This window comes from Sphingomicrobium sp. (genome assembly GCA_036563485.1).
GTDB lineage: Bacteria > Pseudomonadota > Alphaproteobacteria > Sphingomonadales > Sphingomonadaceae > Sphingomicrobium.
Genome location: DATCMI010000001.1, coordinates 1,992,549 through 2,013,807, shown reverse-complemented (window position 1 = coordinate 2,013,807; position 21,259 = coordinate 1,992,549). Strand labels below are relative to the sequence as shown.

Here is a 21,259-nt window from a genome sequence, read left to right as displayed (position 1 = left end):
GCATAAAATAAACAAGGTCAAGCGGCTTTGTTGAACTTATCCACAATCGACGCGCCGACCTGTTTGTTGGATATTCACAACATGGCAGAGGCAGAACCTGACAATCCGGTGTACGCTGCGTTGATGGCGGTGAGGCCGGCAGGTCTGTCGAACAACGAGTGGGCGACCCGCGCCGGTATTCATCGCTCGATCTTCAACGGCATCAGGGCACACGGTAACCCGACCGACAGGACCATTGACCGCCTGCTCGACGCGATCGGCGTCAGTCGCGCCGCTTTCGAGGAAAGACGCACGCCGGTTCGAACCGAGGTCCGCGGAACCGGCATGTCGCCGCAGGAAGCGCGCGCAGCATGGTCCATGCCGCAGGCGAAGGCGGTGCCACTTCTCGGAACCGCATTCGGCGGCGACTGGGAAGAGCTGGAAGGCGTCGAGCTGACCGAGCTCAACCTGTCAGAGGTGCTCGACAATCTGGCGCGGCCGCCGAGCCTTGCCAACGACGAAGAGGCCTACGCGATTGAGATCGTCGGCGACTCCATGGCACCGCGGTTCGAGCCCGGCGAGCACGCATTCGTCTCTCCCAAGGCCGCCGTGCGGCCAGGTGACGATGTGGTCGTTCAGCTCACTGACCCGGACGCCGAAGGCGATCTCGAACGGCGCGTGACGATGGTGCTGATCAAGCGGTTGGTGAAGCGGAGCGCCTCATTCCTCGAACTGAAGCAGTTCAATCCGGACCGCACCTTCCGCGTGCCGATCGCTCGCGTCCGCCGCATTCACCGGGTCAAGGGCCGGCTCTGACCTCACTCAGCCGCGCTCAGGATTGAAGGCCAAGTAGGAATCAGCTTCCGACTGCGCGCACAGTCCAATGAGCGTGAAGTTCGGGATCCCGGCGGTCGTGTATTCCTCGACGCAACGCTCAAGGGCCTTGTTCAACGGCCGCCCAACCCGCTGGCTCGCGTCCCGGAACCTTCGCATGCCGTCAATCTCCGCCTGCTGACACAGCCGCTGCATCGTGAAGCTGTCTGGATACTCGGCGGCGCATCGTTGACGCCGCAATTCGCCGATTCGGCTCATGTCGAAGGGCGGCGCTTTGTCCGGCAGCGGCAGCGCGTGCACCTGCGCAGCAGCGAGGACGATGAAAATGACGGAGATTGCCGCCGAGCTCCCGAGGCATCCTGTTCGCCTCTGACCGCCGTGCACAACGTCTCCGTCTTCGGTGCTGACTTCGATCACGGCGCCGAGCAGGTTCCGCTCCCCCGTGCCCACGCTGAGTATCTTCGCCGTGATCGGCTTGCCGGAATCCATCCGCGACGCGATCCAATCATCACTGCGGCTGATGTTGCCGATCTGGACGCCACGCTTCGAAACCACCTTCACGCAGTTCGCATCGTGGCTATTCTCTGGATCCCGGACCAGCCTGACGGACTCCCCGTCTTTGCAGCGGGCTAGCTCGGCTTGCCGGCTGCTCCCGTCCTCATTGTTGAAGCTCTCACCGACGATCCCGATCGGATAAGTTCCCATCGCCCCTCCTCTCCGAGCGCGAGGACCTTACCCCCATAGAACCGCGCCTGTCTTTGTTGAAGAAAACGAACACAGCCGCTTGACTGTTTGTTTTGTTCAACAGATAAGGGCCTCCGAACCGAACGGAGGTCCCATGCTCAGAGTCCCCGCCCCATTCCCGCAGGTTGGCAGTTACGCGCTGATCGTCGACGAGGCGCTGCCGGTCAGCCAGCAGCGTGCCGAGCTGGTCCGCGTGCAGCGCCGCGATACTTCCTCGGGTGAAGCTGCAATCGCCTTCCCGCTGCGGGTCGGCGCCAGCAGCTTCCGGATCGTCGACGAATGGACGCTGATCGACGGCACGCCGCTGACGAAGGATGAGGAGCGCGAGCTTGCCGATCTTCAGCGGCACCTGTTCGGCCGCACTCGCCTCTCGCCCAAGCTGAAGGAACAGGCGGCCCGCGCCGAGGCGCTCAAGAACCGGCAGGTCGCCTCGGTCCTGCTCGAGGCCGAGCTGCGCAAGCTCCACGCCGCCGAAGCCCGCGGCCTCCGCCGCGGCGGCGGCTCAACCGGCCAGGTCATCGCCGACACCCTCCGCGACACCGGCCTGCTCAGGAATGTGGCATGAACGCGCGCGTTACCTTCAAGGGCCGCAACCAGTGGGTCCACGATGGCCGCGACGGCCGCCACAGCCGCCACAACGCCATCTGGCACCGCCCGCGCCGGTCGTTGATGGACCGCCTCGGCGGGTTCGTGATCGTCGCCCTCGCGCTTCTCGCCGCCTGGCTTAGCGCTTCGAAGGGGTGGCACTGGTGAGTCTGTCCGGGGGACAGGCTCACAGCGAGGGCCACGAAGACGTTCCCATCTGCGCCGCCTGTCGCCATCGTTGCCGAGGCGGGTTGCGTGGGCCCGGCTGCGAGCGAACCAGGTGGACGCGGATCGATCCTGTTCGCGGTCAACAGGAAAATATGCGGAGGTGCGAGAGCGAACGCCGGGACCATGGCGGCTTGTTTGATCGGCTGTTTCGGCGCGACCGTCTTCCATGCGGTCCACAGGGCCGATGGTTCGAGCCGGCAAAATGACCCGCCGCGACCTCGCCTCTCACGCCCAGGCCGAGCTCGCGTCCCGCGAGGCCCATTATCCGGACCGCGTGGTCGCCGGCACCATGTCGGCCGACGAGGCCGGACGCGGCATCGCCGCATGGCGCGCGATTGTCGCGCTGCTCGAGCATGGCGAGACGACGTTCGAGCCGTGCCTCGGCGAGACGCCGGCGATCGCCTGGGCCGAGCTGCTCGCCGTCATCCACGCCGCGGTCGAGCACCGGGTCGGGAAGCCGGATCAGGGGAATCGCCTGTTCGCGCTCAGGCAGATCCGCAGCCTCCTGATCCCCTCCGCGATCCGCCAGGGCGTCCAAATCCGCACCGAAAACGGCCGCCAAGCCCCCGCCCGACTGCTCGCTGCATGAAACACGAGACGCTCCACTCCCGCGCGGACTTGCCCATGGCTGCGCGCAGCATGCCCGGGGGGCATGCGAGCACGGACATGGCGGTGGAGCACCTGCGTGCGCTCGTGCGTGCCCTTGCGCGCGCGGACGCGAAGCGCGACTATGCCGCCGGACAGCAGCGCAAAGGCTGAACGTGGCGGTCACTCCCGAAGATTTAGTCGAATGCTGGCACATGCTCGTCGCCAACGGCGATGAGCCGGTCGAATGGGAACTGCCCGACGATTTGTGGGAGGCAACCAAGCGCGCGGCCGAGGAGCGGCAGCCGATCGACGCCGGCGACACCTTCACGGCAGTCGGCGACATGAGCCTGCTTGGCACGCCGGTCGACCTGGTCGGCATCGGCACGCCCGCCCTGCGCTACCGAAGCAACGGCGAGATCCGCTCGACGCCGATCGTCGGCAGCATGGAAGAGCGCTGATGCGCACCCTGATCTACGCAAGGTTTTCAAGCGACCTTCAGAACGACCGCTCGATCGACGACCAGCTCGCCGACTGCCGCGCCCGCTGCGACCGCGAGGGCTGGACCGTCGTCGACGTCTTTGCCGATTATGCGATCAGCGGCGGCGCCGGCATCGGCGAGGGGCAACGGCCCGGCATGTCCGCGCTGCTGCAGTGCGTCCAGGCCGGCGGCATCGACCAGGTGCTCGCCGACACCTCGAGCCGCATCGCTCGCGACCTCGGCGACTTCGACCGCCTGCGCAAGCTGCTCACCTTCCACGGTGCCCGCCTGTTCAGCCTCGCCGATGGGGAGCTCGACAGCTTCAAGGGCACGGTCAAGGCGCTGATCGACGAGCAGCAGCGCAAGGACACCGCCCACAATATCCGCCGCGGTCAGCGCGGCCGAGCGCTTGCTCGCATGAACCCCGGCGGCATGGCCTACGGCTACCGGAAGATCGGGCGCCTCGACGAGCGGGGCCAGGCGGTGCCCGGCCTTCGCGAAATCCACCCGGACCAGGCCGCGATCGTGCGCCGCATCTTCGAGGAGATCGGCGAGGGGCGGAGCGTTCGCGCCGTGATCGCCGGGCTGAACGCGCATGGAGTGCCATCGCCCAGCGGCGGGCTGTGGCGGATCAGCACCGTCCATGGCCATGCCGAGCGCCGCAACGGCATCCTCCGCAACGACCTTTACCGCGGGAAGCTGATCTACAACCGCACCCGCAAGGTGCAGCACCCGGTCAGCCGCAGGAAGACCCTGCGGATCAACCCGGAAAGCGAATGGACGATCGTCGATGTGCCCGAGCTGCGGATCGTCAACGACGATTTGTGGGACGCTGCCCAGGCGCAGCTGCGGCGATATGCCGGCGGCCTCAAGGCGCCGGTCCGGCGGTCGCGCCACCTGCTGTCGGGGAAGGCCGTGTGCGGCGCCTGCGGTGGCCCCTGGCGCGTCGTCGGCAAGGATCGCTGGGGCTGCGGCAACCATCGCGACGGCCTGACCTGCGGCAACGGGCGGACGATCACGCGTGCATCGTTCGAACGGCGCGTGCTGACCGGCCTGTCGGAGCGCCTTCTGCACCCCGACCTGGTCGCCGCTTATGTCGAGGAATATCGCGCCGCCTGGGCCGAGGAGGCGAAGCGCGGCCGCAAGGACCGCGGGCGCATCGAACGGAAGCGGGCCGATGCCGACGCCCGCGTCGCGCGCCTGATCGCGGCGCTCGCCGATGGCAGGATCGATGCGTCGGACATTGCCGAACCGCTGGCCGAGGCCAAGGCGGAACGTGCCCGCTGCGACGCCGAGCTGGCGGAGATCGCCGCCGAGAAGGTCGTCGCGCTCCACCCCGGCCTCGCCGGCGTCTACCGCAAGCGAATCGCGGACCTGACCGGATCCCTCGCCGCCGACGACGTGCCCGCCGCCCGCGAAGCCGTCCGCGCCCTCATCGATCGCATCGTGGTCACACCCAGGCAAGGCACGATCGGCACCTCGATCGAGGTGCACGGATTGCTCTCCAGCGTGGTCGCTGTCGCGGGCGGCAAGCTGCCCGACTGTACTGTTCCGTTGGTACCCCCGGTCGGACTCGAACCGACACTCCGCAAGGAACTCGATTTTGAGTCGAGCGCGTCTACCATTCCGCCACAGGGGCCCTGCGCGTGCTGCCTAGCTAGGCGAGCGGGAGCGCCTAATCAATTGCGCGGAGCTTGCCGCCGGTAGCTGAGCGCTTCGGCGACGTGGATGCGGCCGACCTGCTCGGAGCCCGCGAGGTCGGCAATCGTCCGCGCCACGCGCAAGACCCGGTGAAAGCCGCGGGCTGAAAGCCGCATCGCCGCGGCGGCGTCGGCGAGAAGCTTGCGCCCGGGCTCATCCGGCGTCGCCACGCGGTCGAGCAACTCGCCGTCCGCTTCGGCATTGGTGCGCGGCCCGTGCCCGTTATAGCGCTCCGCCTGGCGCGCTCGGGCTTTGGCGACCCGGGCAGCGACCTCGGCGCTTCCCTCCGCGGGTGGCGGCAGCGTGAGGTCGGCAGCGGAGACGCCGGGAACTTCGACATGCAGGTCGATGCGGTCGAGCAGCGGCCCGGAAACGCGGGCCTGGTAGTCGGCGGCGCATCGCGGCGCCCGGCTGCAGGCGAGCGCCGGGTCGCCAAGATGGCCGCAGCGGCACGGGTTCATCGCCGCGATGAGCTGCACGCGCGCGGGGAAGGTCACGTGCGTATTCGCTCGCGCGACGCTGACCGAGCCGGTCTCAAGCGGCTGGCGAAGCGAATCGAGCACTTGCCGCTGGAATTCGGGAAGCTCGTCGAGGAACAGCACGCCCAAGTGGGCGAGGCTGATCTCCCCCGGGCGCACGCGCAGCCCGCCGCCGACCAGCGCCGGCATCGATGCGCTATGGTGCGGAGAACGGAACGGTCGGCGGCGGCGGATCTTGCCGTTCGACAGTTCGCCGGCGACCGAAGCGACCATCGAGACTTCCAGCGCCTCGCTCGGCTGCAACGGCGGGAGGATGCCGGGCAGGCAGGCAGCAAGCAGCGACTTGCCGGCGCCCGGCGGCCCGCTCATCAATAGATTGTGGCCGCCAGCCGCGGCGATCTCGAGCGCGCGCTTGGCGACCTCCTGCCCCTTGACCTGCGCAAGGTCGGGTCCGCCGTCCGGAGCCTCCGCGTCCGCGGCTGGAGGCGGCGGGACGAGGCTGGTGCCCTTTAGATGCGCGAGTAGTGCCAGCAGGTCCGGCGCGGCGATGACGTCGAGCTGCCCTGCCCAGCTCGCTTCGCTGCCCTGCGCGGCCGGGCAGATCAGGCCCTTGTCCTCTGAGGAGGCGTGGAGCGCGGCGAGAAGGACGCCGGGCGACGCGGTGATGCGCCCATCCAGACACAGCTCACCGACGGCGACATAGTGGGACAACGCTTCGGCATCGGTTGCACCGATGGCCGCGAGCAGGCACAAGGCGATCGGCAGGTCGTAATGCGACCCTTCCTTCGGCAGGTCAGCGGGCGACAGATTGATCGTGATCCGCTTGGGCGGGAGGGCGAGGCCGATGGCGGCAAGCGCCGCCCTCACCCGCTCGCGGCTCTCGCGGACGGCATTGTCCGGAAGCCCGACGATGATGAAGGCCGGAAGGCCGGACGACAGCTGGACCTGGACCTCGACGCCGCGCGCTTCGAGGCCGAGATATGCGACGGTGGCGACGGTCGCAGCCATCAGGCCCCGTCCCCCGAACGTCTCACATTTTGCAGACTTCCCCCTAGCTCGGCTTTTCAACGCTAGTCGGTTCGGGTGCATTCCCGCAAGCGCTTGCAGCGGCGCGCCCGCAAGACCACATGCGGACGATGAGTTCGCGCGACCGGTTCAGGAGATTCTTCGACCAGCCGTGGGTCGAATGGGGGCTTCTGGTCCTCGGGGTCGTCCTGATCATCATCGGCATCATCGTCTCGCCGCTGCCGGGACCTGGCGGCGTGTTCTTCATCGCCCCTGGGGCGGCGCTGGTGCTTCGGACCAGCATGTGGGCCAAACGCCGCTATGTGAAATTCAAGCGATGGCAGCCGAAGGCCGGGCGCTACGCCGATTGGGCGCTGCGACGGCAAAGCGCCAAACGTCGCGAGCAGCTTCGGAAGAGCCAGGAACAGCAGCAACAGGAGCAGCGCTCGGGAGTTGCGGGACCGGGCACCGGAAGTTGACTTGCCCGCCCCTCTCGACTATCGGCGCGCACGACAGCGGCTGCCTCAACGGCGGCCCTTTTTCTTTAGATATTTGAGGCATGAGCGATGAAGCGCACCTTCCAGCCGAGCAATCTCGTCCGCAAGCGGCGTCACGGGTTCCGGAGCCGCATGGCGACGGTGGGCGGCCGCAAGGTGCTGAACGCGCGCCGCGCCCGCGGCCGCAAGAAGCTCAGCGCCTAATCACGCTTTCAAGGCGCGCCGACTTCCTGGCCGCGAATGGCGGCCTGCGCGCTTCGACCCCCGGCTTCGTGCTCCTCGTCCGCCATCGCGCTGACGACGACCCGCAGATGCGCGTCGGATTCACGGTGACCAAGAAGATCGGCGGAGCGGTCGTGCGCAACCGCATGAAGCGCCGCTTTCGAGCCCTTGCCCGTGAGATCGTGCCGACAAAGGGCTTTGCAGGCGCCGACCATGTGATGATCGGCCGCGCCAATGGCGTCGAGCGCGACTTCGGCCGGCTTCGCAGCGAACTCAGCAGCGCACTCGACAGGCTGCGTGCGCGATGATCGCCAAGGCGATGATCCTAATGGCGCGTGCGTGGCAAAAGGGCCCGAGCCAGGTGCTCCCGCCCAGCTGCCGCTACCAGCCCAGCTGTTCGGCCTATGCGATCACCGCAATCGAACGCTATGGCGCGCTGCGCGGGGGGTGGATGGCGTTGAAGCGCATCCTCCGCTGCAACCCCTGGGGCGGCCAAGGCCCCGATCCGGTACCGTGAGGCCCCACAAGTGAATGATTCGAAGAACCTGATCGTTGCGGTCGTGCTGAGCATGCTCGTGCTGCTCGGATGGAGCTGGGCTGCCAACACGTTCTTCCCGACGGCCAATCCGCCCAGCACAAAGATCGTGGACGGCAAGCAGCAGCCGCTTCCGCCGACGGCCCAGGCGCAGCCGAGCGCGCCCGCCACGGCCAAGGTGCGGCAGTCGGTGTCGCAAGCGCTGGGCTCTGCCCCGCGCGTCGCTATCCGGACGCCGTCGCTGACCGGCTCGATCAACCTCAAGGGCGCCCAGATCGACGACCTTCTGCTGGTCGACCAGAAGCAGACGCTCGCCAAAGACGCACGGCCGGTCCGGCTCCTCTCACCGCTCGGCGCGCCCGGCGCGTACGTCGCGAGCTTCGGCTGGACCGCCGAAGGGACCCAGGCACCCGGTTTCGACACTGTTTGGACTGCGGACAAGCAGCAGCTCGTACCCGGCCAGCCCGTCACGCTCAGCACGCAGACGCCGGACGGGACGCGGTACCAGATCAAGATCGCGGTCGACGACGGATACCTCTTCACCGTCCAGCAGTCGGTCCTCAACGCGTCGGGCAAGCCGATCATCGTGCGGCCGCTCGGCCTCGTCAGCCGGTCGGCCAAGTCGGTCGATGCGGATTCCTGGACCAACCACGTCGGTCCCATCGCCGTGTTCGACGGCAAGGCCAACTACGACGTCAACTGGAAGGACCTCGACGAGAATTCGGCCGAGAGCTTCAACAACGTTTCCGGCTGGCTCGGCTTCAGCGACAAATATTGGCTGACGGCGCTGGTCCCAAGCGGCGCGGTGACCGGCGATTTCCGGCGCAGCCCGGGTGGCGGTTACCAGGCCGATTATGCCCTTGCGCCGATCAGCCTGGCGCCTGGCCAGGGCCGCACCACCCAGGCACGCCTGTTCGCCGGCGCCAAGGAGAAGGCGTGGCTCGACCGCTACGAGGATGCGGGTGTCCCCAAGCTGTCAAAGTCGATCGACTGGGGCTGGTTCGAATTCTTCATGCGACCGATCTTCGACCTGCTGATGTTCCTGTTTCACACGTTCGGGAATTTCGGCCTGGCGATCATCGCTTTGACCTTCATCGTCCGAGCCTTGATGTTCCCGATCGCCCAGAAGCAGTTCCAGTCGATGGCCGCGATGCGAAAGCTGCAGCCGAAGATGAAAGCGGTGCAGGAGCGCTTCAAGGACGACAAGCAGCGCCAGCAGCAGGAAATCCTGAAGCTTTACCAGGCCGAAAAGGTGAACCCGGCGGCCGGCTGCCTTCCGATCCTGCTGCAGATCCCGGTCTTCTACGCGCTCTACAAGGTGCTGCTGGTCAGCGTTGAAATGCGCCACCAGCCCTTCGCCTTGTGGATCAAGGACCTGTCGGCGCCCGACCCGCTGACGCCGGTGAACCTGTTCGGCTTGCTCGACTTCACGCCGCCTTCGATCCTGGCGATCGGCGTGCTGCCGATCCTCGTCGGCGCCACGCAATGGGCGTCGATGAAGCTCAACCCGCAGCCGATGGATCCGGCGCAGGCGCAGATCTTCGCAATCATGCCGTGGTTCCTGGTCATCATCATGGCGCCCTTCGCCGCCGGGCTTCAGCTCTACTGGATGACCAACAATCTGCTGACCATCGCCCAACAATGGTGGCTGTACCGCAAGTACGGGCTGCACCTTAGCGATACGCACCCGGTCCAGACATGAGCGAGGCGGCGGACGAAGAGCTATCCGAGCGTGCCCGCAAGCTGTTTGCCGGGCCGATCAGCTTCCTGAAGTCTGCGCCAGAGCTGCGTTTCCTGCCTGATCCGGTCGTGCCGGAGATCGCTTTTGCGGGCCGTTCGAACGTCGGCAAAAGCTCGCTGCTGAACGCGCTCACCAACCGCAACAAGTTGGCGCGGACATCGAACACGCCGGGCCGCACGCAGGAGCTCAATTTCTTCGACGTGGGCGATCCGCTCCAGCTGCGGCTCGTCGACATGCCGGGCTACGGCTTTGCCGAAGCGCCGAAGGACATGGTCAAGCGCTGGCGCTTCCTGATCAACGATTTCCTGCGCGGACGGGCGGTGCTGAAGCGAGCGCTGGTGCTGGTCGACAGCAGGCATGGGCTCAAGGATGTCGATCGCGACGTCATGAAGATGCTCGACGATGCAGCGGTCAGCTATCACCTCGTGCTCACCAAGGGTGACAAGGTGAAACCGACGGAGCTGGAGCGGATGCTCGGAGCGGTCGCCGGTGAAGCAAGGCGGCATCCCGCCGCCCACCCGCACATCTTCACGACGTCGAGCGAAACCGGTAGCGGCATCGCCGAGTTGCGCACTGCAATCCTCGAAGCTGCCACGACGTAGGAGCCGCTCTTGCTCAAGTTGATCATCGGCAACCGCGCTTATTCAAGCTGGTCGTTCCGCGGCTGGCTTGCCTGCAAGCAGTCGGGCGAGGAGTTCGAGGAGCTCGTCGTGCCGATGTTCGACGCCGAGTGGGACAAAAGGCGTGAGGGCGACGAGTTCGCGCCTTCGCTCGGCAAAGTGCCGATCCTGTGGGACGGCGACTGCGTCGTGTGGGACAGCCTTGCCATCATCGAGTTCCTCGCCGACCGCGTGGGCCGCGAGAAATATTGGCCCGAGGACAGCGGCGCGCGCGGCATGGCGCGGTCCATGGCAGCCGAAATGCACTCGAGCTTCCCGCACCTGCGGCGCGAGCTGCCGATGAACGTTCGCAAGAGCTATCCGCCGAAGGAGCTGACCGACGACGTAGCCGGCGAGATCAACCGCATTCTCCAGCTATGGGCGCAGGCCCGGGCGCGGTTTGGCGGCACCGGCGACTTCCTGTTCGGGTCCTGGTGCGCGACCGACATGATGTATGCGCCGGTCGTCACACGCCTCATCACTTATGGGGTGGCCGTGCCGAGCTTTGCCGGCGCTTATATGAAAGCGGTGCTGTCGCACCCGCACGTCATTGAGTGGATCGACAAGGCGCAGGACGAACCCTGGGTGATCGAGCAGTACGAAGCCGCCTAAGGCGCTCGCTTCGCGTCGTACGGCGTTCCGTCCTTGTGGGTGTAGGTGCCCTCGGCGGTGAACAGCATGTCGATGTCTGAATAGCCGCCGCCGGCATTCTTGCCCCCGCCCATGACGATGAATGCGCAGTCGCTATTCCCGTCGTTGCGGATGTGATGGCCGTTGCCCGTGCCCTTCGGCCAGGCCGCGCAATCGCCAGCCTTCAAGACGGTCTTACCCTCATCCTCGACGAGGACCGCTTCGCCTTCGATCATGACCAGGAACTCGTCCTCGCCGTCGTGCCAGTGGCGCTGTGACGACCAGGCGCCGGGTTTCAGGACCACATGGCTGACCCCAAAATCGGTCAGCCCGGTCGCGGGCGAGAGCCGCCGAACGAAGCGGCCGGCGACTTGCCGGTCGAACGGCGGCGGATAGCCGGTACGGTTCGTCTGCTCGATCTCGTCCAGGTTGATCTTCGGCACTGCTGCACCTCCGCCAGGGATTGGGGATCCTAGCAGAGGTGCAGCATTCGCTAAAAGTTGCCCTTCACGGTGAAGCTGAAGATCGGGCCGATCAGCTGGTTGTGCTCCTGGGTTCCGGTGATCGGGCTGGTGTTGCGGAAACCGCCGTAGAAGGTCCGGAACACGCGGTGGCGAGCGTTGAAGATATTGCTCACTTGCGCGCGCACCGTCAGCCCCATGATATCCTTGTGCTCGACGAATGCGCCGATCCACCACGGGCCTTCGTTGTTGATCGAAAGCTCGTTGAGCCGGTAGCGAAGGCCATAGCGGCTGTAGCTAGCGTCCGCGCCCCAGGCCAAATCCGTGCCCGGAATGTCGTGGCGCAACTCCATCGAGATCCAGCGCTGGCGATTGCCGCTGATCGGCCGCCTCTCGCCAGTCAACGGATCGCGCACGCGGCTGCGCTCGATGCCGAAGTTCAGGTCCAGCTTGGCACCGGTCCAGCCGATCGGGTCGAACTGGATCGTGCTGGTGCTCTCGAACCCGTAACGGGTCGCGCGCGGAAGGTTGCCGATGCCCTGCCCCGTGGCGCCGATCGGAATGACGTCGATAATGTCCTCGATGCGGCGTCCGTAGACCCGCAGCCGGGTCTTGCCCCACGCGCCCATCTCGTGGCCGACTTCCACATCGGCTTCCCAGCTCTGCGGCGGCACGAGGTCGGGATTGCCGGCATTTTCCGTGTCGGATTGCAGGTTCAGCTGGTCGAGGAAGTCGTAGAAGCTGATCTGCCCGACCCGGCGCGCGATCTTCAGGCTCGCGTCCCAGCCCTTCGCCGGACGCCACCCGAGGTTGAGGCTCCCCTTTGGGCGGAAGAACTTCCGCGCGGGCTCCGGGTCGTCGACCCGATCAAGGTGCGAAATCTCGCCGCCCGCCGCGATCTGCAGGTCCAGGTTGGGCGCTAGCGGCCGGCTGAAGGTCGCGATGCTTTCGTAGCGGACCTCCTGCACCTTGCCCGTGCCTTCCGGGAACGGCTCCTCCTCGAACTCCCCATCGTCGTTGAGGAAGAAAAGCCCGCCGCGCTGGTCGAGCGAGTTGAACGCGCGCTCGAACGTGATCTGCCAGTCGTTGGGCCCGGTCTTCCAGTGATATTCGCCGCGCCCGACGCGCTCGACGATCTCGGAGTCGCGAAGCACTTTGACGCCGAAGTCCGGAGCACCGCTGGCGAACTTCTGGATCTGCGTGTTGACCACCGGCTCGTGGTCGAAGTGCTGAAGCCCGATCAGCTTCAGCCGCCCCGGCCCAAACGCGAACTCGTAGTCGGCGTTGATGTCATAATACCAGCCGTCGAGTTCGGTGTGCGTGCGGCGAGTGCTGTCATTGCCGTCGACCCGCGTGCGCGTGTCGCGGACCAACGTGGGGCTCCAATAAGGCGTATAACCCAGTGACAGGTGGCCGACCGACGATCCCGGACCGTCAAGGCCGAACTTCGTCTGGAAGGTGACGAGGTCACTGCGAGATCCGAAAATCTCGTCGCGAGTTTCGTAGATATTGCCGGAGGCATCGCGCAGGACGATCGGGCCGCCAAAGCCGCCGCGGCCCGTGTTGTTGGTCACCGACACCGTCCAGTCTACCGGGCCGTTTTTGCCCGAATAGCTGGCGTTCCCGGCGAACGCGCGCGCCGGCGCAAAATGGGCGCGGAACTCGGGGTTCCATTCGAACTGCCCGCTGGCCTTTTTCTGCGCCTTGATGATGACGTTCGCGACCTGTCCGGAGAGGCCCGCGATACCGAGACTTGCCGCTTCAACAATCTCGATCCGCTCGACGTTGCCGATGCCGGTGCGCTGGAGCTCGTCGACCGCGCCGGCACTGCCGCCGCTGTAATTCTTGTTGGCGATGCGCTCACCGTTGATGAGCACATTTTCCTTCGCCTGGCCGAGGCCGCGGTCGCCGCTATCGTCCGTGCGGATGGTGAAGCCCGGCACCTGCACCAGCATGTCGTAGGCAGTCTTCGGTGCGAAGCGGGCGAAGTCAGCCGGCGTGTAGACCCTCTTGCTCGTGCCGGCAGTCGGCACCGTCGTCGCAGTCGGCGGCGGCACCACGGCGGGGTCGGTCGTCGGCGGGGTCGCAGTCTGGGCCAGTGCGGGGGTCGATGCCAAGAGAGCAGTGCCGGCCAGAAGCGTGGCCCGGCAAAAACGCGACACGAACATCGATAATCCCCTCATCCCTGTTACGCACAAGTGCGTGCTACATTTGTAGCGTGCTACATTTGTAGCGGACGCGCAAGTCCTTTTTCGGCGAAAGTTTCGACGAACCGACAAACGGCCGTTCATCGCTCGGTTTGTGGCCGTCGCTTGCGTGTCCTGTGCGCTGCGTTACTTCGGCTCGGATGCAGCAATCGATCGACCCAGTTGCCTTCGCCGCCGACCTGATCCGCTGCCCAAGCGTGACGCCGGCCAGCGGCGAGGTGTTCGATATCCTCGGGAGCGCGCTCGAGGCGCTTGGCTTCGATGTTCACCGCTGGGTGATGGGCGAAGCGCCCGACGGGCCGACCGAGAATATGGTGGCGATCCGCGGCAGCGGCGCTCCGCACTTCGGATTTGCCGGCCACCTCGATGTCGTGCCTGCGGGCGAGGGCTGGAATTCAGATCCGTACGCGGCGGTTGTTGAGGACGGCCTGCTGATCGGCCGGGGCGCCAACGACATGAAGAGCGCCATCGCTGCGTTCGTCGCGGCGGTCTCGCGGTTCGAGCAGCAGCGCGGCACCCTCTCCTTCCTGATTACCGGCGACGAGGAAGGCTATGCGACGTACGGGACGCCACGGATCATCGACTGGCTGAACGAGCGGAACATCCGCCCCGACATGATCCTGATCGGCGAGCCTACATCGGTCGACCGGATCGGCGACACGGTGAAGATTGGGCGTCGCGGTTCGGTGAACATGTGGATCGACGTGCCGGGTGTGCAGGGTCACGTCGCTTACCCTCATCGCACCAAGAACCCGGTGGGTCCGCTCGCCCGAGTGATTGCGGCGCTTGACGCCGTCCACCTCGACGACGGGACCGAGCAATTCCCGCCCTCGAACCTCGAGTTCACATCGGTGTCCACGCCGACCCAGGCCAGCAACGTCATTCCCGGGAGCGCGACGGCGCAGCTCAACGTCCGGTTCAACAACCTCCAGCGCGGGGAAGATCTGGTGAAGCTGGTCGAGGAGATCGCTGACCGGGAGGCGCCTGGTGCCAAGGTCCGCGCCCGCATTTCGGGCGAGGCGTTCATAACGCCGCCCGGAGAGCTTTACGACGTCATCGTCTCGGCGATCGAGGAGGAGACCGGTGTCGCGCCGGAGCTGTCGACCAGCGGCGGCACCTCCGACGGCCGTTTTCTTATCCAGCTCTGCCCGGTGGTCGATTTCGGCCTGCCGAACGCAACGATGCACAAGGTGGGGGAATGCGCGGCGGTTGAGGACATCCGCACGCTGGCGAACATCTACGAGCGTGTGCTCGGAAAAGTGCTCAGCTAGGCGACCGAGCGCGCCGAACCGCGGCTGCTTGCCGTCCACGCGAGGAAGTCCTGCTCGAACATCGCCGGAGCGAAGATGAATCCCTGGACGATGTCGCAGCCCATGGCGCGCAGGATGTCGGCCTGCTCGACGGTCTCGACGGCTTCGGCGACTACTTCGCAGCCGACGCCTTTCACCAGGTGGATGACGGCCTGTACGACGACACGGGCAGTCTCGCTCGTCTGGATGTCCGCGATTAGCGAGGGGTCGAGCTTGACGAGGTCGAGCGGCATCGAACGCAGGCGCGCGATGTTCGAAAAGCCGGTGCCGAAGTCGTCCATGGCGATGCGCGCCCCGTCGCTGCGCAGCGCCGCCATTTCCTCCAGCACCTGGCCGCCGATTTCCATGGCCGCGCTCTCGTTGAACTCCAGTTCGACCATCGACAGCGGGACATCGGCATCGACAAAGCTCTGGCGCAACTTCGCGAAGAAATCCGGACGCTCGACCTGACGCGGGCTGATGTTGAATGACAAGCGGCCGGCAAAGCCCTTCCGCCGCCACATCCCGAGAGTCGCCGCGACTTCGCCCATCACCCACTCGCCGATCTCTGTGACGATCCCGGTGCGCTCCGCGATCGGCACGAAGGTCGATGGCAGCCGCAGCCCTTCGCGCGGGTGGTTCCAGCGCAGGAGCGCCTCAGCCCCGCGCAACTCCCCGGTGACGAGGCTCATCTGCGGCTGGAAAGCGAGGACGAACTCGCCGCGCTGCACGGCCTCGGCGAGCGCTTTTTCCGTCTCCATGCGCTGCTGGTGCTCGGACGCGAGGCCGGCGTTAAACAGGCAATATTGACCGCCGCCGTTCGACTTTGCGCGATACATGGCGATGTCGGCGGCGCGCATCATCGCCTCGACCGTCGATCCATGGTCGGGCGACATGGCAATTCCTACCGAGGCGCCGATGTCGATGCTGTGCGAGTCGAGCTCGAAGCATTCGGAGATGGCGAGCACGATGCGGCGCGCGACCCGCTCGATCTCCTCGGCTGATTTCGCCTCCGGGAAGAACAAGGTGAATTCGTCGCCGGCCAGCCGAGCAAGCAGCGGACGAGACATCGCCTTGCCGGTGAATTCAGCGTTCACGACCACACGCAGGCGGTTCGCCACCATCACGAGCAGCTGGTCGCCACGAGCATGGCCGAGGCTGTCGTTGACCATCTTGAACCGGTCGAGATCCACGAACAGCATCGCCGACGACGTGCCCGCGGGAACCTCGCTCAGGAGCTTGTCGGCTTCCGACCGGAAGTGCAGCCGGTTCGGGAGCGACGTCACCGGGTCGTACATGCCGAGCGCGTGGGCGTTCTCGATCGACGACCGGACCTCGGCGAACAGGCTGTCCACCGCCGATGCAACCTTCGGCATGGCACGGCGCACCGACTCAGGTGCCGGCGAGATCAAGTCACCCTTCTCGACGGCGAGAAGCCGCTCGGCGAGCGCTGCGAGCGCGCGGGCGCTTTCGCTGTTCGGCCGTTCGGAAGCGACATAGCTGACCAGCAGGCAGAAGGCGCCAGCCGCGAGGGCGGCGATGATCTTGGTGTCGAATTCGGTGATGTAGAGAAGCGCCGTCAGCGAGAAGAGGAAGGACGCGAAGCCGGCAGCGCACGACAGGATCGCGTTGCTGATCTTCTGGGCAGTGCCAGCTTTCATGGTGGATGTGCGCCTCGCAGCGGGTCGCCCGCCTCTGCGCACGCGTTAAAGAAGCAGGGTTAAGAAATTGTCAGCGGGCGCGGGATTGGCGGCGCAGGACGATATAGAGGCTCCCGCCACCGCCGTGGCGCCGGTGGGCGCCCCTCACCGCCGCAATGTCGCCAGCATGCCGCGAAGCAGCAAGCCAGTCGTGGACTGCGGCGCGGATGGCGCCGCGCTTGATCGGCGGCTCGCCGGGGCGGTGATGGCCGGTGATCAGCAGGACGAGCCGCGACCCGCGCCCGATCGCTTCCTCGAGCGCTCGGTCGATCGCATGCCAGGCACGATCGAGGCTCATGCCATGGAGGTCGACGATCCGGTCGGGCTCGACCGCGCCGGTAGCAAGACGCCGATCCCAGCTGCCGTCGAGCGTCGTTCCAGGGACGGGCCGAGAAGGCGGTGCAGCGATCTTTGGCGCAGCCGCCGGGCGCGGCCGTGGCTTTGTTACCGGCGCCGGCTCGGCAGCCGCGGCGACGCCCTTGAGGTCAGGCTTCTCCCGGGAAAGCGGGCGAATGGTCGCTGCGACCTTCGCCCACAGCTCCGTTTCTTCAGGGCTGAGCGAGCGCACGGGCGGCCGTGCCCTTGGGGATGAGGATCAGCGCCTGACCGTTTGCCGACATGCCGCCCGCAAGCACTGTCGCCTCCGGGCCAGCGCCCCAGAAAGTGTCGAAGCGGTTCGGCCCCTTGATCGCGCCGCCCGTATCCTGCGCCACCCACAGGCCGAGCACTTCTCTGCGGTCGGCATTCTCGAGGTAGATGGGCGCACCAAGCGGCACATAGTTCGGGTCGGCCGCGACCGTTCCGCGCGGGGTCACCGGCACGTTCAACGCACCGAGCGGCCCCGGACCGGTGAGCTCCTTGAAGAAGATGTAGGACAGGTTTTCGCGCATCAGCGCCTTGCCCTGCTCCGGATTGGCGCGGATCCAAGCCTTGATCGCTTCCATGTTGGCGCCGCCCGGCGGCAGGATTCCGCGCTCGCGCAGCAGCCGCCCGATGGCGGCATATTCGCGGCCATTCTGCTCGGCATAGCCGAGGCGCATTACCGTGCCGTCCGGGAAGCGCACCCTGCCCGACCCCTGGATCTCTAGGAAGAACAGGTCGACGGGGTCCTTGGCCCAGGCAATCTCAAGGCCGCGCCCGTTGAGCACCCCGTCCTCGATCTCGCCGCGCGTGTAATAGAGGACGCAAGTCCCGTTCTGGTCGATCCGGCCGCGGCCCGAACTGCCATCCGGCTTGGTGCAGCGGATGAGGTCGCGTGGTACCATGTGAATGGGCACATAGCCGGGCAGCGGCACTCGAGAGCCCTCGATCTCCGGCTCGTAATAGCCGGTCGCGAAGGCGCGGCCGTCGCCAACCCGCACCCAATCGAAATTGTGGTAGAAGAAGCCCGGCGCGTAGCTGGCGTCGAGCGACCGGGCCTGATTGCATACGCCCTGCCAGTCGGCGGGCATGGTCAGCCCGGACCTGTCGGTACGCCGGGTGACTGGGCCGCAGCTGAGGCGGAACGCCGCGAGGGCGCGCGCCGCTTCATCCTGCTTGAGCACGCGCGGCGCCTGCAGCGTCACGCCGGTCGCAACGGCGTTCACGCCCCGAGGAGAGGGCGGCTGCGGCTGCGGCTGGATCGGCGCAGGTGTCGGTGTCGGCCGCGACACCGGGGCGGAAACTTGCGGCTCCGGAATCGGCCGGGTGGCGCAAGCGGACAGCAAAGCGATCGATGCGGCGAGCGCCGCCTGGGCGAGAAGCCTCACGCTTCCTCGTCGGTTTCGATCAAGGTCCAGTTCGGATCGCGCGACGAGAGGTCACGGCGGAACGTCCAGAGGTCGCGCGTCTGCACGGCGTCGCTGAGCGAACCGGCGACCACCTGGCCTTCGGCGTCACGAGTCACGGCGGCGATGTCGGCTTCGAAGCGAACCGTGACGACCGCGACCGAACGGTCGACATTCGCTTCGGAAATAACCGCCTGTTCGATCGCGACCAAACGGTTATCCAGCCTAAGACCGTCCTTCGCGCGCTGCTCGACCGCGCCGGCGAACGTCTCATAGACATGGTCGTCGACATGCGGCTTGAGCGCGTCGACGTCGCCCTTCCAGAACGCCTCGAGAATCATGCGGTAGGCGCCCTTGGCCCCTTCGAGGAAGCGCGCGACGTCGAAGCTCGGATCCGCGGCGAGGATGGCGCGCACGCCGGGACCTGCGAGCGGCACATAGGCGAGGTCGGCACCGGCATCCGCGGCGGGAGCCGCGACGGGCGGCGTCGTGACGCGCGGCTCGACCCTGGCTTCCGGATCGGCGGGTTTCAGGATCGGCTGCTGCTCATGCCCGGTGCGTTCGCCCAGCACGCTGTAGAGGCGAAGGCCGATGAACAAGGCGACAAGCGCGAGGATGACGATGACGGTCAAGGAAGCTTCCTATCAGATTACCCGGCCAACATAATGCGCGCCGCCTGAATATTCCAACACCGCCAAACGCACGAAGGCGGCATTGCGCCTCATAATTGCCCCTGCTAGGCGCTCTCGCCTGACGTGCCGCGGCTCGCGGCCGCTCCCAACATGATGCAACAGCTTGCAAGGACAGCATAAAATGGCGGACCAGGAACCGGCCCCGGGTGCGAATGGCTCCGGCGAGAATGCGAACGAGCCGCAGCTCTCGATCCTCGCTCAATATACCAAGGATCTTTCGGTCGAAAATCCGAGCGCGCCGCAGGTCTTCTCCTGGCAAACGCAGCCGACCCTCGACGTGCAGTTCAACATCGCCGTCAACACCGCCGCCGAGGACGTCCACGAGGTCGCGCTGAAGATTGAAGTGTCGGCGCGTTCGGAGAACGGCGTCCACTTCGTCGTCGACCTGACCTACGCCGGCCTGTTCGGCCTTCGCAACATGCCGCAAGAAGCACTTCAGCCCTTCCTGCTGATCGAAGCGCCGCGCCTGATCTTCCCGTTCGCGCGCCAAGTGGTTTCCGAGGCGGTGTCCGGCGCCGGCTTCGCGCCGCTGCTGCTCGATCCGATCGACTTCGCCGGCGCCTACATGGCCCAGTACCACGGCCAGCAGGAGCAGGGCGCCGTCGGCCAAGGCGGTGCCGAAGGTCCGACCGACGCCTAAGCGCGACGTCGAACGGGGGTCGAGCGCGCCCATGAACCTCGTAAAAGCCACCGGCACGATCGGCGGATTGACGATGGTCAGCCGCGTCGCGGGCTTTGCTCGCGAGATGCTGATGAGCCGGATCCTTGGCGCGAGCGCCGAGGCTTCGGCATTCGTGATAGCCTTCCGGCTTCCGAACACCTTCCGCCGCCTGTTTGGCGAAGGCGCTTTCTCGGCAGGCTTCGTGCCTTTGTTCAGCCAGCGCCTGCACGGCAAAGGCGGCGAAGAGGACGCGCGCAAGTTCAGTGAAGAAGTGCTCGCGGTTTTCCTGCCGACGCTACTCATCTTCACTTTGATCTTCGAAATCATCATGCCGCTCTTCGTCGCGGCGCTTTCCGGCTACCGGGGAGAGCAGCTGGCGCTGACCACCTTCCTGACGCGGATCACCTTTCCCTATTTGCTGCTGATCAGCTTGGTTTCGCTGTTCTCGGGGATCCTCAATTCGCTGGCGCGGTTCACGGCCGCCGCCTTCGCGCCGGCGCTTCTCAACCTGGCGATGCTTGCAGCTTTGCTGCTGGTCCGTGACGGCGGCGAGCCTTCGGCGGTAGCATTGTCGATCGGCGTCACGCTGGGCGGCGTCCTCCAGCTTGCCCTCCTGATTGCCGCCACGAAGCGCGCCGGCATCTATTTGAAGCTTCGCCGGCCGCGAATGACCCCCGGGGTTCGCCAGTTCGTCCGGGTCGTGATCCCCGCGACGCTAGGGGCCGGCGTCTACCAGATCAGCGCCTTCATCGACACCTTCTTCCTTGCCCGGATCAGCGAAGGCGCGCCGGCGATCTTCAATTATGCCGACCGACTGAACCAGCTCCCTCTTGGGGTGATCGGCGCCGCGCTCGGCACTGCCATCCTGCCGCAAGTCAGCCGCTTCGTCGGCGCCGGCGATGCGGCGAAGGCTGCGCGGGTACAGGGCGATGCGGCCGACTTGGCCATGCTGCTGTGCCTCCCTGCCACGGTCGCGCTTGCGGTCGCTTCCGGACCGTTGATCGGCGCCTTGTTCCAGGGCGGCGAATTCAACGCCAGCGACGCAGCCACGACGGCGACCGTGCTCAGCCTGATCGTGCTCGGCCTCCCCGCTTATGTGCTCGTGAAGGTGCTTACGCCCGGCTTCTACGCACGGCACGACACGGCGACGCCGGTCAAGACGGCCGCCTTCGTGCTTGTCGCCAACATCGCGCTCAACTTCCTCCTGATTCCGCCGTTCGGCATCGCGGGCCTTGCTGCGGCAATCGCAATTGCCAGCTGGCTGAACTGCCTGATCCTCTACGTCATCCTGCACCGGCGCGGTCACTTCCGGATCGAGGGCTGGCTGGCGAGCCGCGTAATCCGCCAGCTGATTGCCGCCGGTGCGATGGCGGCAGCGCTCTACGGTGTCCGGCTCGTCCTTGGCGACTGGTTCACGGGCGGCGTTGGTCATCGTCTCGTCGGGGTCGCTGCGCTCGTGGGTGTTGGCATGGCCATCTATTTCCCTGTGGTCTGGCTCCTCGGGGGCGTGGACAAGGAAGCCTTCAAGGCATTGCTCCGCCGCAAGAGGCCCGTGTCCGATGCCGGCTGATCCTCGCC

Annotated in this window: 23 protein-coding genes, 1 tRNA gene and 1 pseudogene; 16 read left to right on the top strand and 9 right to left on the bottom strand. The window is 66.3% G+C overall.

All coding sequences use genetic code 11. The features are described 5' to 3' along the window. Positions 1-81: 81 nt before the first annotated feature. Positions 82-795, top strand: a complete 714-nt coding sequence (locus tag VIL42_10520) for a S24 family peptidase (GenBank protein ID HEY8593279.1) — start codon at positions 82-84, stop codon at positions 793-795. A gap of 6 nt (positions 796-801) precedes the next feature. Here VIL42_10520 and VIL42_10515 read toward each other — a convergent pair whose 3' ends face one another. Continuing rightward, entirely contained in the window at positions 802-1,518 is a 717-nt protein-coding gene (locus tag VIL42_10515) for an HIRAN domain-containing protein (protein HEY8593278.1), read from the bottom strand. Positions 1,519-1,651: 133 nt separating this feature from the next. On the opposite strand from VIL42_10515, the gene VIL42_10510 reads away from it, so the two are divergent. The 5 genes and pseudogenes from VIL42_10510 to VIL42_10490 all read left to right on the top strand — a co-directional run bounded on the left by VIL42_10510 (position 1,652) and on the right by VIL42_10490 (position 4,429). Continuing rightward, entirely contained in the window at positions 1,652-2,122 is a 471-nt protein-coding gene (locus VIL42_10510; protein HEY8593277.1) for a hypothetical protein, read from the top strand. Next, positions 2,119-2,310, top strand: coding sequence for a hypothetical protein (locus VIL42_10505; GenBank protein HEY8593276.1), 192 nt, complete (start codon positions 2,119-2,121; stop codon positions 2,308-2,310). The genes VIL42_10510 and VIL42_10505 overlap by 4 nt, the downstream gene beginning before the upstream one ends. 262 nt (positions 2,311-2,572) lie before the next feature. After that, positions 2,573-2,959, top strand: coding sequence for a hypothetical protein (locus tag VIL42_10500; protein HEY8593275.1), 387 nt, complete (start codon positions 2,573-2,575; stop codon positions 2,957-2,959). Between the two features lie 172 nt (positions 2,960-3,131). Next, entirely contained in the window at positions 3,132-3,416 is a 285-nt protein-coding gene (locus tag VIL42_10495; GenBank protein HEY8593274.1) for a hypothetical protein, read from the top strand. Then, positions 3,416-4,429, top strand: a pseudogene (locus tag VIL42_10490) (recombinase family protein). Before VIL42_10495 ends, VIL42_10490 begins: the two are co-directional and overlap by 1 nt. 562 nt (positions 4,430-4,991) lie before the next feature. Here the strand turns inward: VIL42_10490 and VIL42_10485 are convergent. Beyond that, a tRNA-Leu gene (locus tag VIL42_10485) sits at positions 4,992-5,075 on the bottom strand. Positions 5,076-5,115: 40 nt separating this feature from the next. After that, the gene (locus VIL42_10480; protein HEY8593273.1) at positions 5,116-6,624 is read right to left on the bottom strand and encodes a YifB family Mg chelatase-like AAA ATPase; all 1,509 of its coding nucleotides are present in this window, start codon (positions 6,622-6,624) and stop codon (positions 5,116-5,118) included. 128 nt (positions 6,625-6,752) lie between these two features. Between VIL42_10480 and VIL42_10475 the strand changes: the two genes are divergently transcribed. The 7 genes from VIL42_10475 to VIL42_10445 all read left to right on the top strand — a co-directional run bounded on the left by VIL42_10475 (position 6,753) and on the right by VIL42_10445 (position 10,887). Beyond that, the gene (locus VIL42_10475; protein HEY8593272.1) at positions 6,753-7,100 is read left to right on the top strand and encodes a PGPGW domain-containing protein; all 348 of its coding nucleotides are present in this window, start codon (positions 6,753-6,755) and stop codon (positions 7,098-7,100) included. A gap of 87 nt (positions 7,101-7,187) precedes the next feature. Further along, positions 7,188-7,322 carry a 50S ribosomal protein L34 gene (gene rpmH, locus VIL42_10470; protein HEY8593271.1) on the top strand — a complete coding sequence of 45 codons (135 nt, stop codon included), beginning with the start codon at positions 7,188-7,190 and terminating at the stop codon, positions 7,320-7,322. Beyond that, positions 7,322-7,648: a ribonuclease P protein component gene (rnpA, locus tag VIL42_10465; GenBank protein ID HEY8593270.1), complete on the top strand. Its 327-nt coding sequence runs from the start codon at positions 7,322-7,324 to the stop codon at positions 7,646-7,648. Before rpmH ends, rnpA begins: the two co-directional genes overlap by 1 nt. Next, complete coding sequence (gene yidD / locus VIL42_10460; protein HEY8593269.1) at positions 7,645-7,857, top strand: membrane protein insertion efficiency factor YidD; 213 nt, start codon at positions 7,645-7,647, stop codon at positions 7,855-7,857. The genes rnpA and yidD overlap by 4 nt, the downstream gene beginning before the upstream one ends. A gap of 10 nt (positions 7,858-7,867) precedes the next feature. Beyond that, positions 7,868-9,577, top strand: a complete 1,710-nt coding sequence (yidC, locus tag VIL42_10455) for a membrane protein insertase YidC (protein ID HEY8593268.1) — start codon at positions 7,868-7,870, stop codon at positions 9,575-9,577. Continuing rightward, positions 9,574-10,218 (top strand): ribosome biogenesis GTP-binding protein YihA/YsxC, encoded by a 645-nt coding sequence (gene yihA, locus VIL42_10450; protein ID HEY8593267.1) that lies wholly within the window; start codon positions 9,574-9,576, stop codon positions 10,216-10,218. The genes yidC and yihA overlap by 4 nt, the downstream gene beginning before the upstream one ends. 9 nt (positions 10,219-10,227) lie before the next feature. Continuing rightward, on the top strand, positions 10,228-10,887 hold the full coding sequence (locus VIL42_10445) for a glutathione S-transferase family protein (GenBank protein ID HEY8593266.1): 660 nt from the start codon (positions 10,228-10,230) through the stop codon (positions 10,885-10,887). Here the strand turns inward: VIL42_10445 and VIL42_10440 are convergent. Together VIL42_10440 and VIL42_10435 are read right to left on the bottom strand one after the other, a co-directional pair. Continuing rightward, a complete protein-coding gene (locus VIL42_10440) occupies positions 10,884-11,348 on the bottom strand; it encodes a cupin domain-containing protein (protein ID HEY8593265.1) in 465 nt (154 codons plus the stop codon). The genes VIL42_10445 and VIL42_10440 overlap by 4 nt on opposite strands. Positions 11,349-11,398: 50 nt before the next feature. Further along, positions 11,399-13,534, bottom strand: coding sequence for a TonB-dependent receptor plug domain-containing protein (locus VIL42_10435; GenBank protein ID HEY8593264.1), 2,136 nt, complete (start codon positions 13,532-13,534; stop codon positions 11,399-11,401). 179 nt (positions 13,535-13,713) lie between these two features. Between VIL42_10435 and dapE the strand changes: the two genes are divergently transcribed. After that, positions 13,714-14,844 carry a succinyl-diaminopimelate desuccinylase gene (gene dapE, locus VIL42_10430; protein ID HEY8593263.1) on the top strand — a complete coding sequence of 377 codons (1,131 nt, stop codon included), beginning with the start codon at positions 13,714-13,716 and terminating at the stop codon, positions 14,842-14,844. On the opposite strand, the gene VIL42_10425 is transcribed toward dapE, so the two are convergent. The 4 genes from VIL42_10425 to VIL42_10410 form a co-directional block, all read right to left on the bottom strand. Then, the gene (locus VIL42_10425) at positions 14,841-16,523 is read right to left on the bottom strand and encodes an EAL domain-containing protein (protein HEY8593262.1); all 1,683 of its coding nucleotides are present in this window, start codon (positions 16,521-16,523) and stop codon (positions 14,841-14,843) included. The two genes, dapE and VIL42_10425, sit on opposite strands and share 4 nt — an antisense overlap. Before the next feature lie 70 nt (positions 16,524-16,593). After that, positions 16,594-17,130, bottom strand: a complete 537-nt coding sequence (locus VIL42_10420; protein HEY8593261.1) for a Smr/MutS family protein — start codon at positions 17,128-17,130, stop codon at positions 16,594-16,596. Next, positions 17,111-18,310, bottom strand: a complete 1,200-nt coding sequence (locus VIL42_10415) for a murein transglycosylase A (GenBank protein HEY8593260.1) — start codon at positions 18,308-18,310, stop codon at positions 17,111-17,113. Before VIL42_10415 ends, VIL42_10420 begins: the two co-directional genes overlap by 20 nt. Continuing rightward, the gene (locus VIL42_10410; GenBank protein HEY8593259.1) at positions 18,307-18,960 is read right to left on the bottom strand and encodes a Tim44/TimA family putative adaptor protein; all 654 of its coding nucleotides are present in this window, start codon (positions 18,958-18,960) and stop codon (positions 18,307-18,309) included. The genes VIL42_10415 and VIL42_10410 overlap by 4 nt, the downstream gene beginning before the upstream one ends. Positions 18,961-19,141: 181 nt before the next feature. Here VIL42_10410 and secB point away from each other — a divergent pair, with 181 nt between their 5' ends. Continuing rightward, positions 19,142-19,660, top strand: coding sequence for a protein-export chaperone SecB (gene secB, locus VIL42_10405; GenBank protein HEY8593258.1), 519 nt, complete (start codon positions 19,142-19,144; stop codon positions 19,658-19,660). A gap of 31 nt (positions 19,661-19,691) precedes the next feature. After that, the gene (gene murJ / locus VIL42_10400) at positions 19,692-21,251 is read left to right on the top strand and encodes a murein biosynthesis integral membrane protein MurJ (protein ID HEY8593257.1); all 1,560 of its coding nucleotides are present in this window, start codon (positions 19,692-19,694) and stop codon (positions 21,249-21,251) included. Positions 21,252-21,259: the final 8 nt, after the last annotated feature.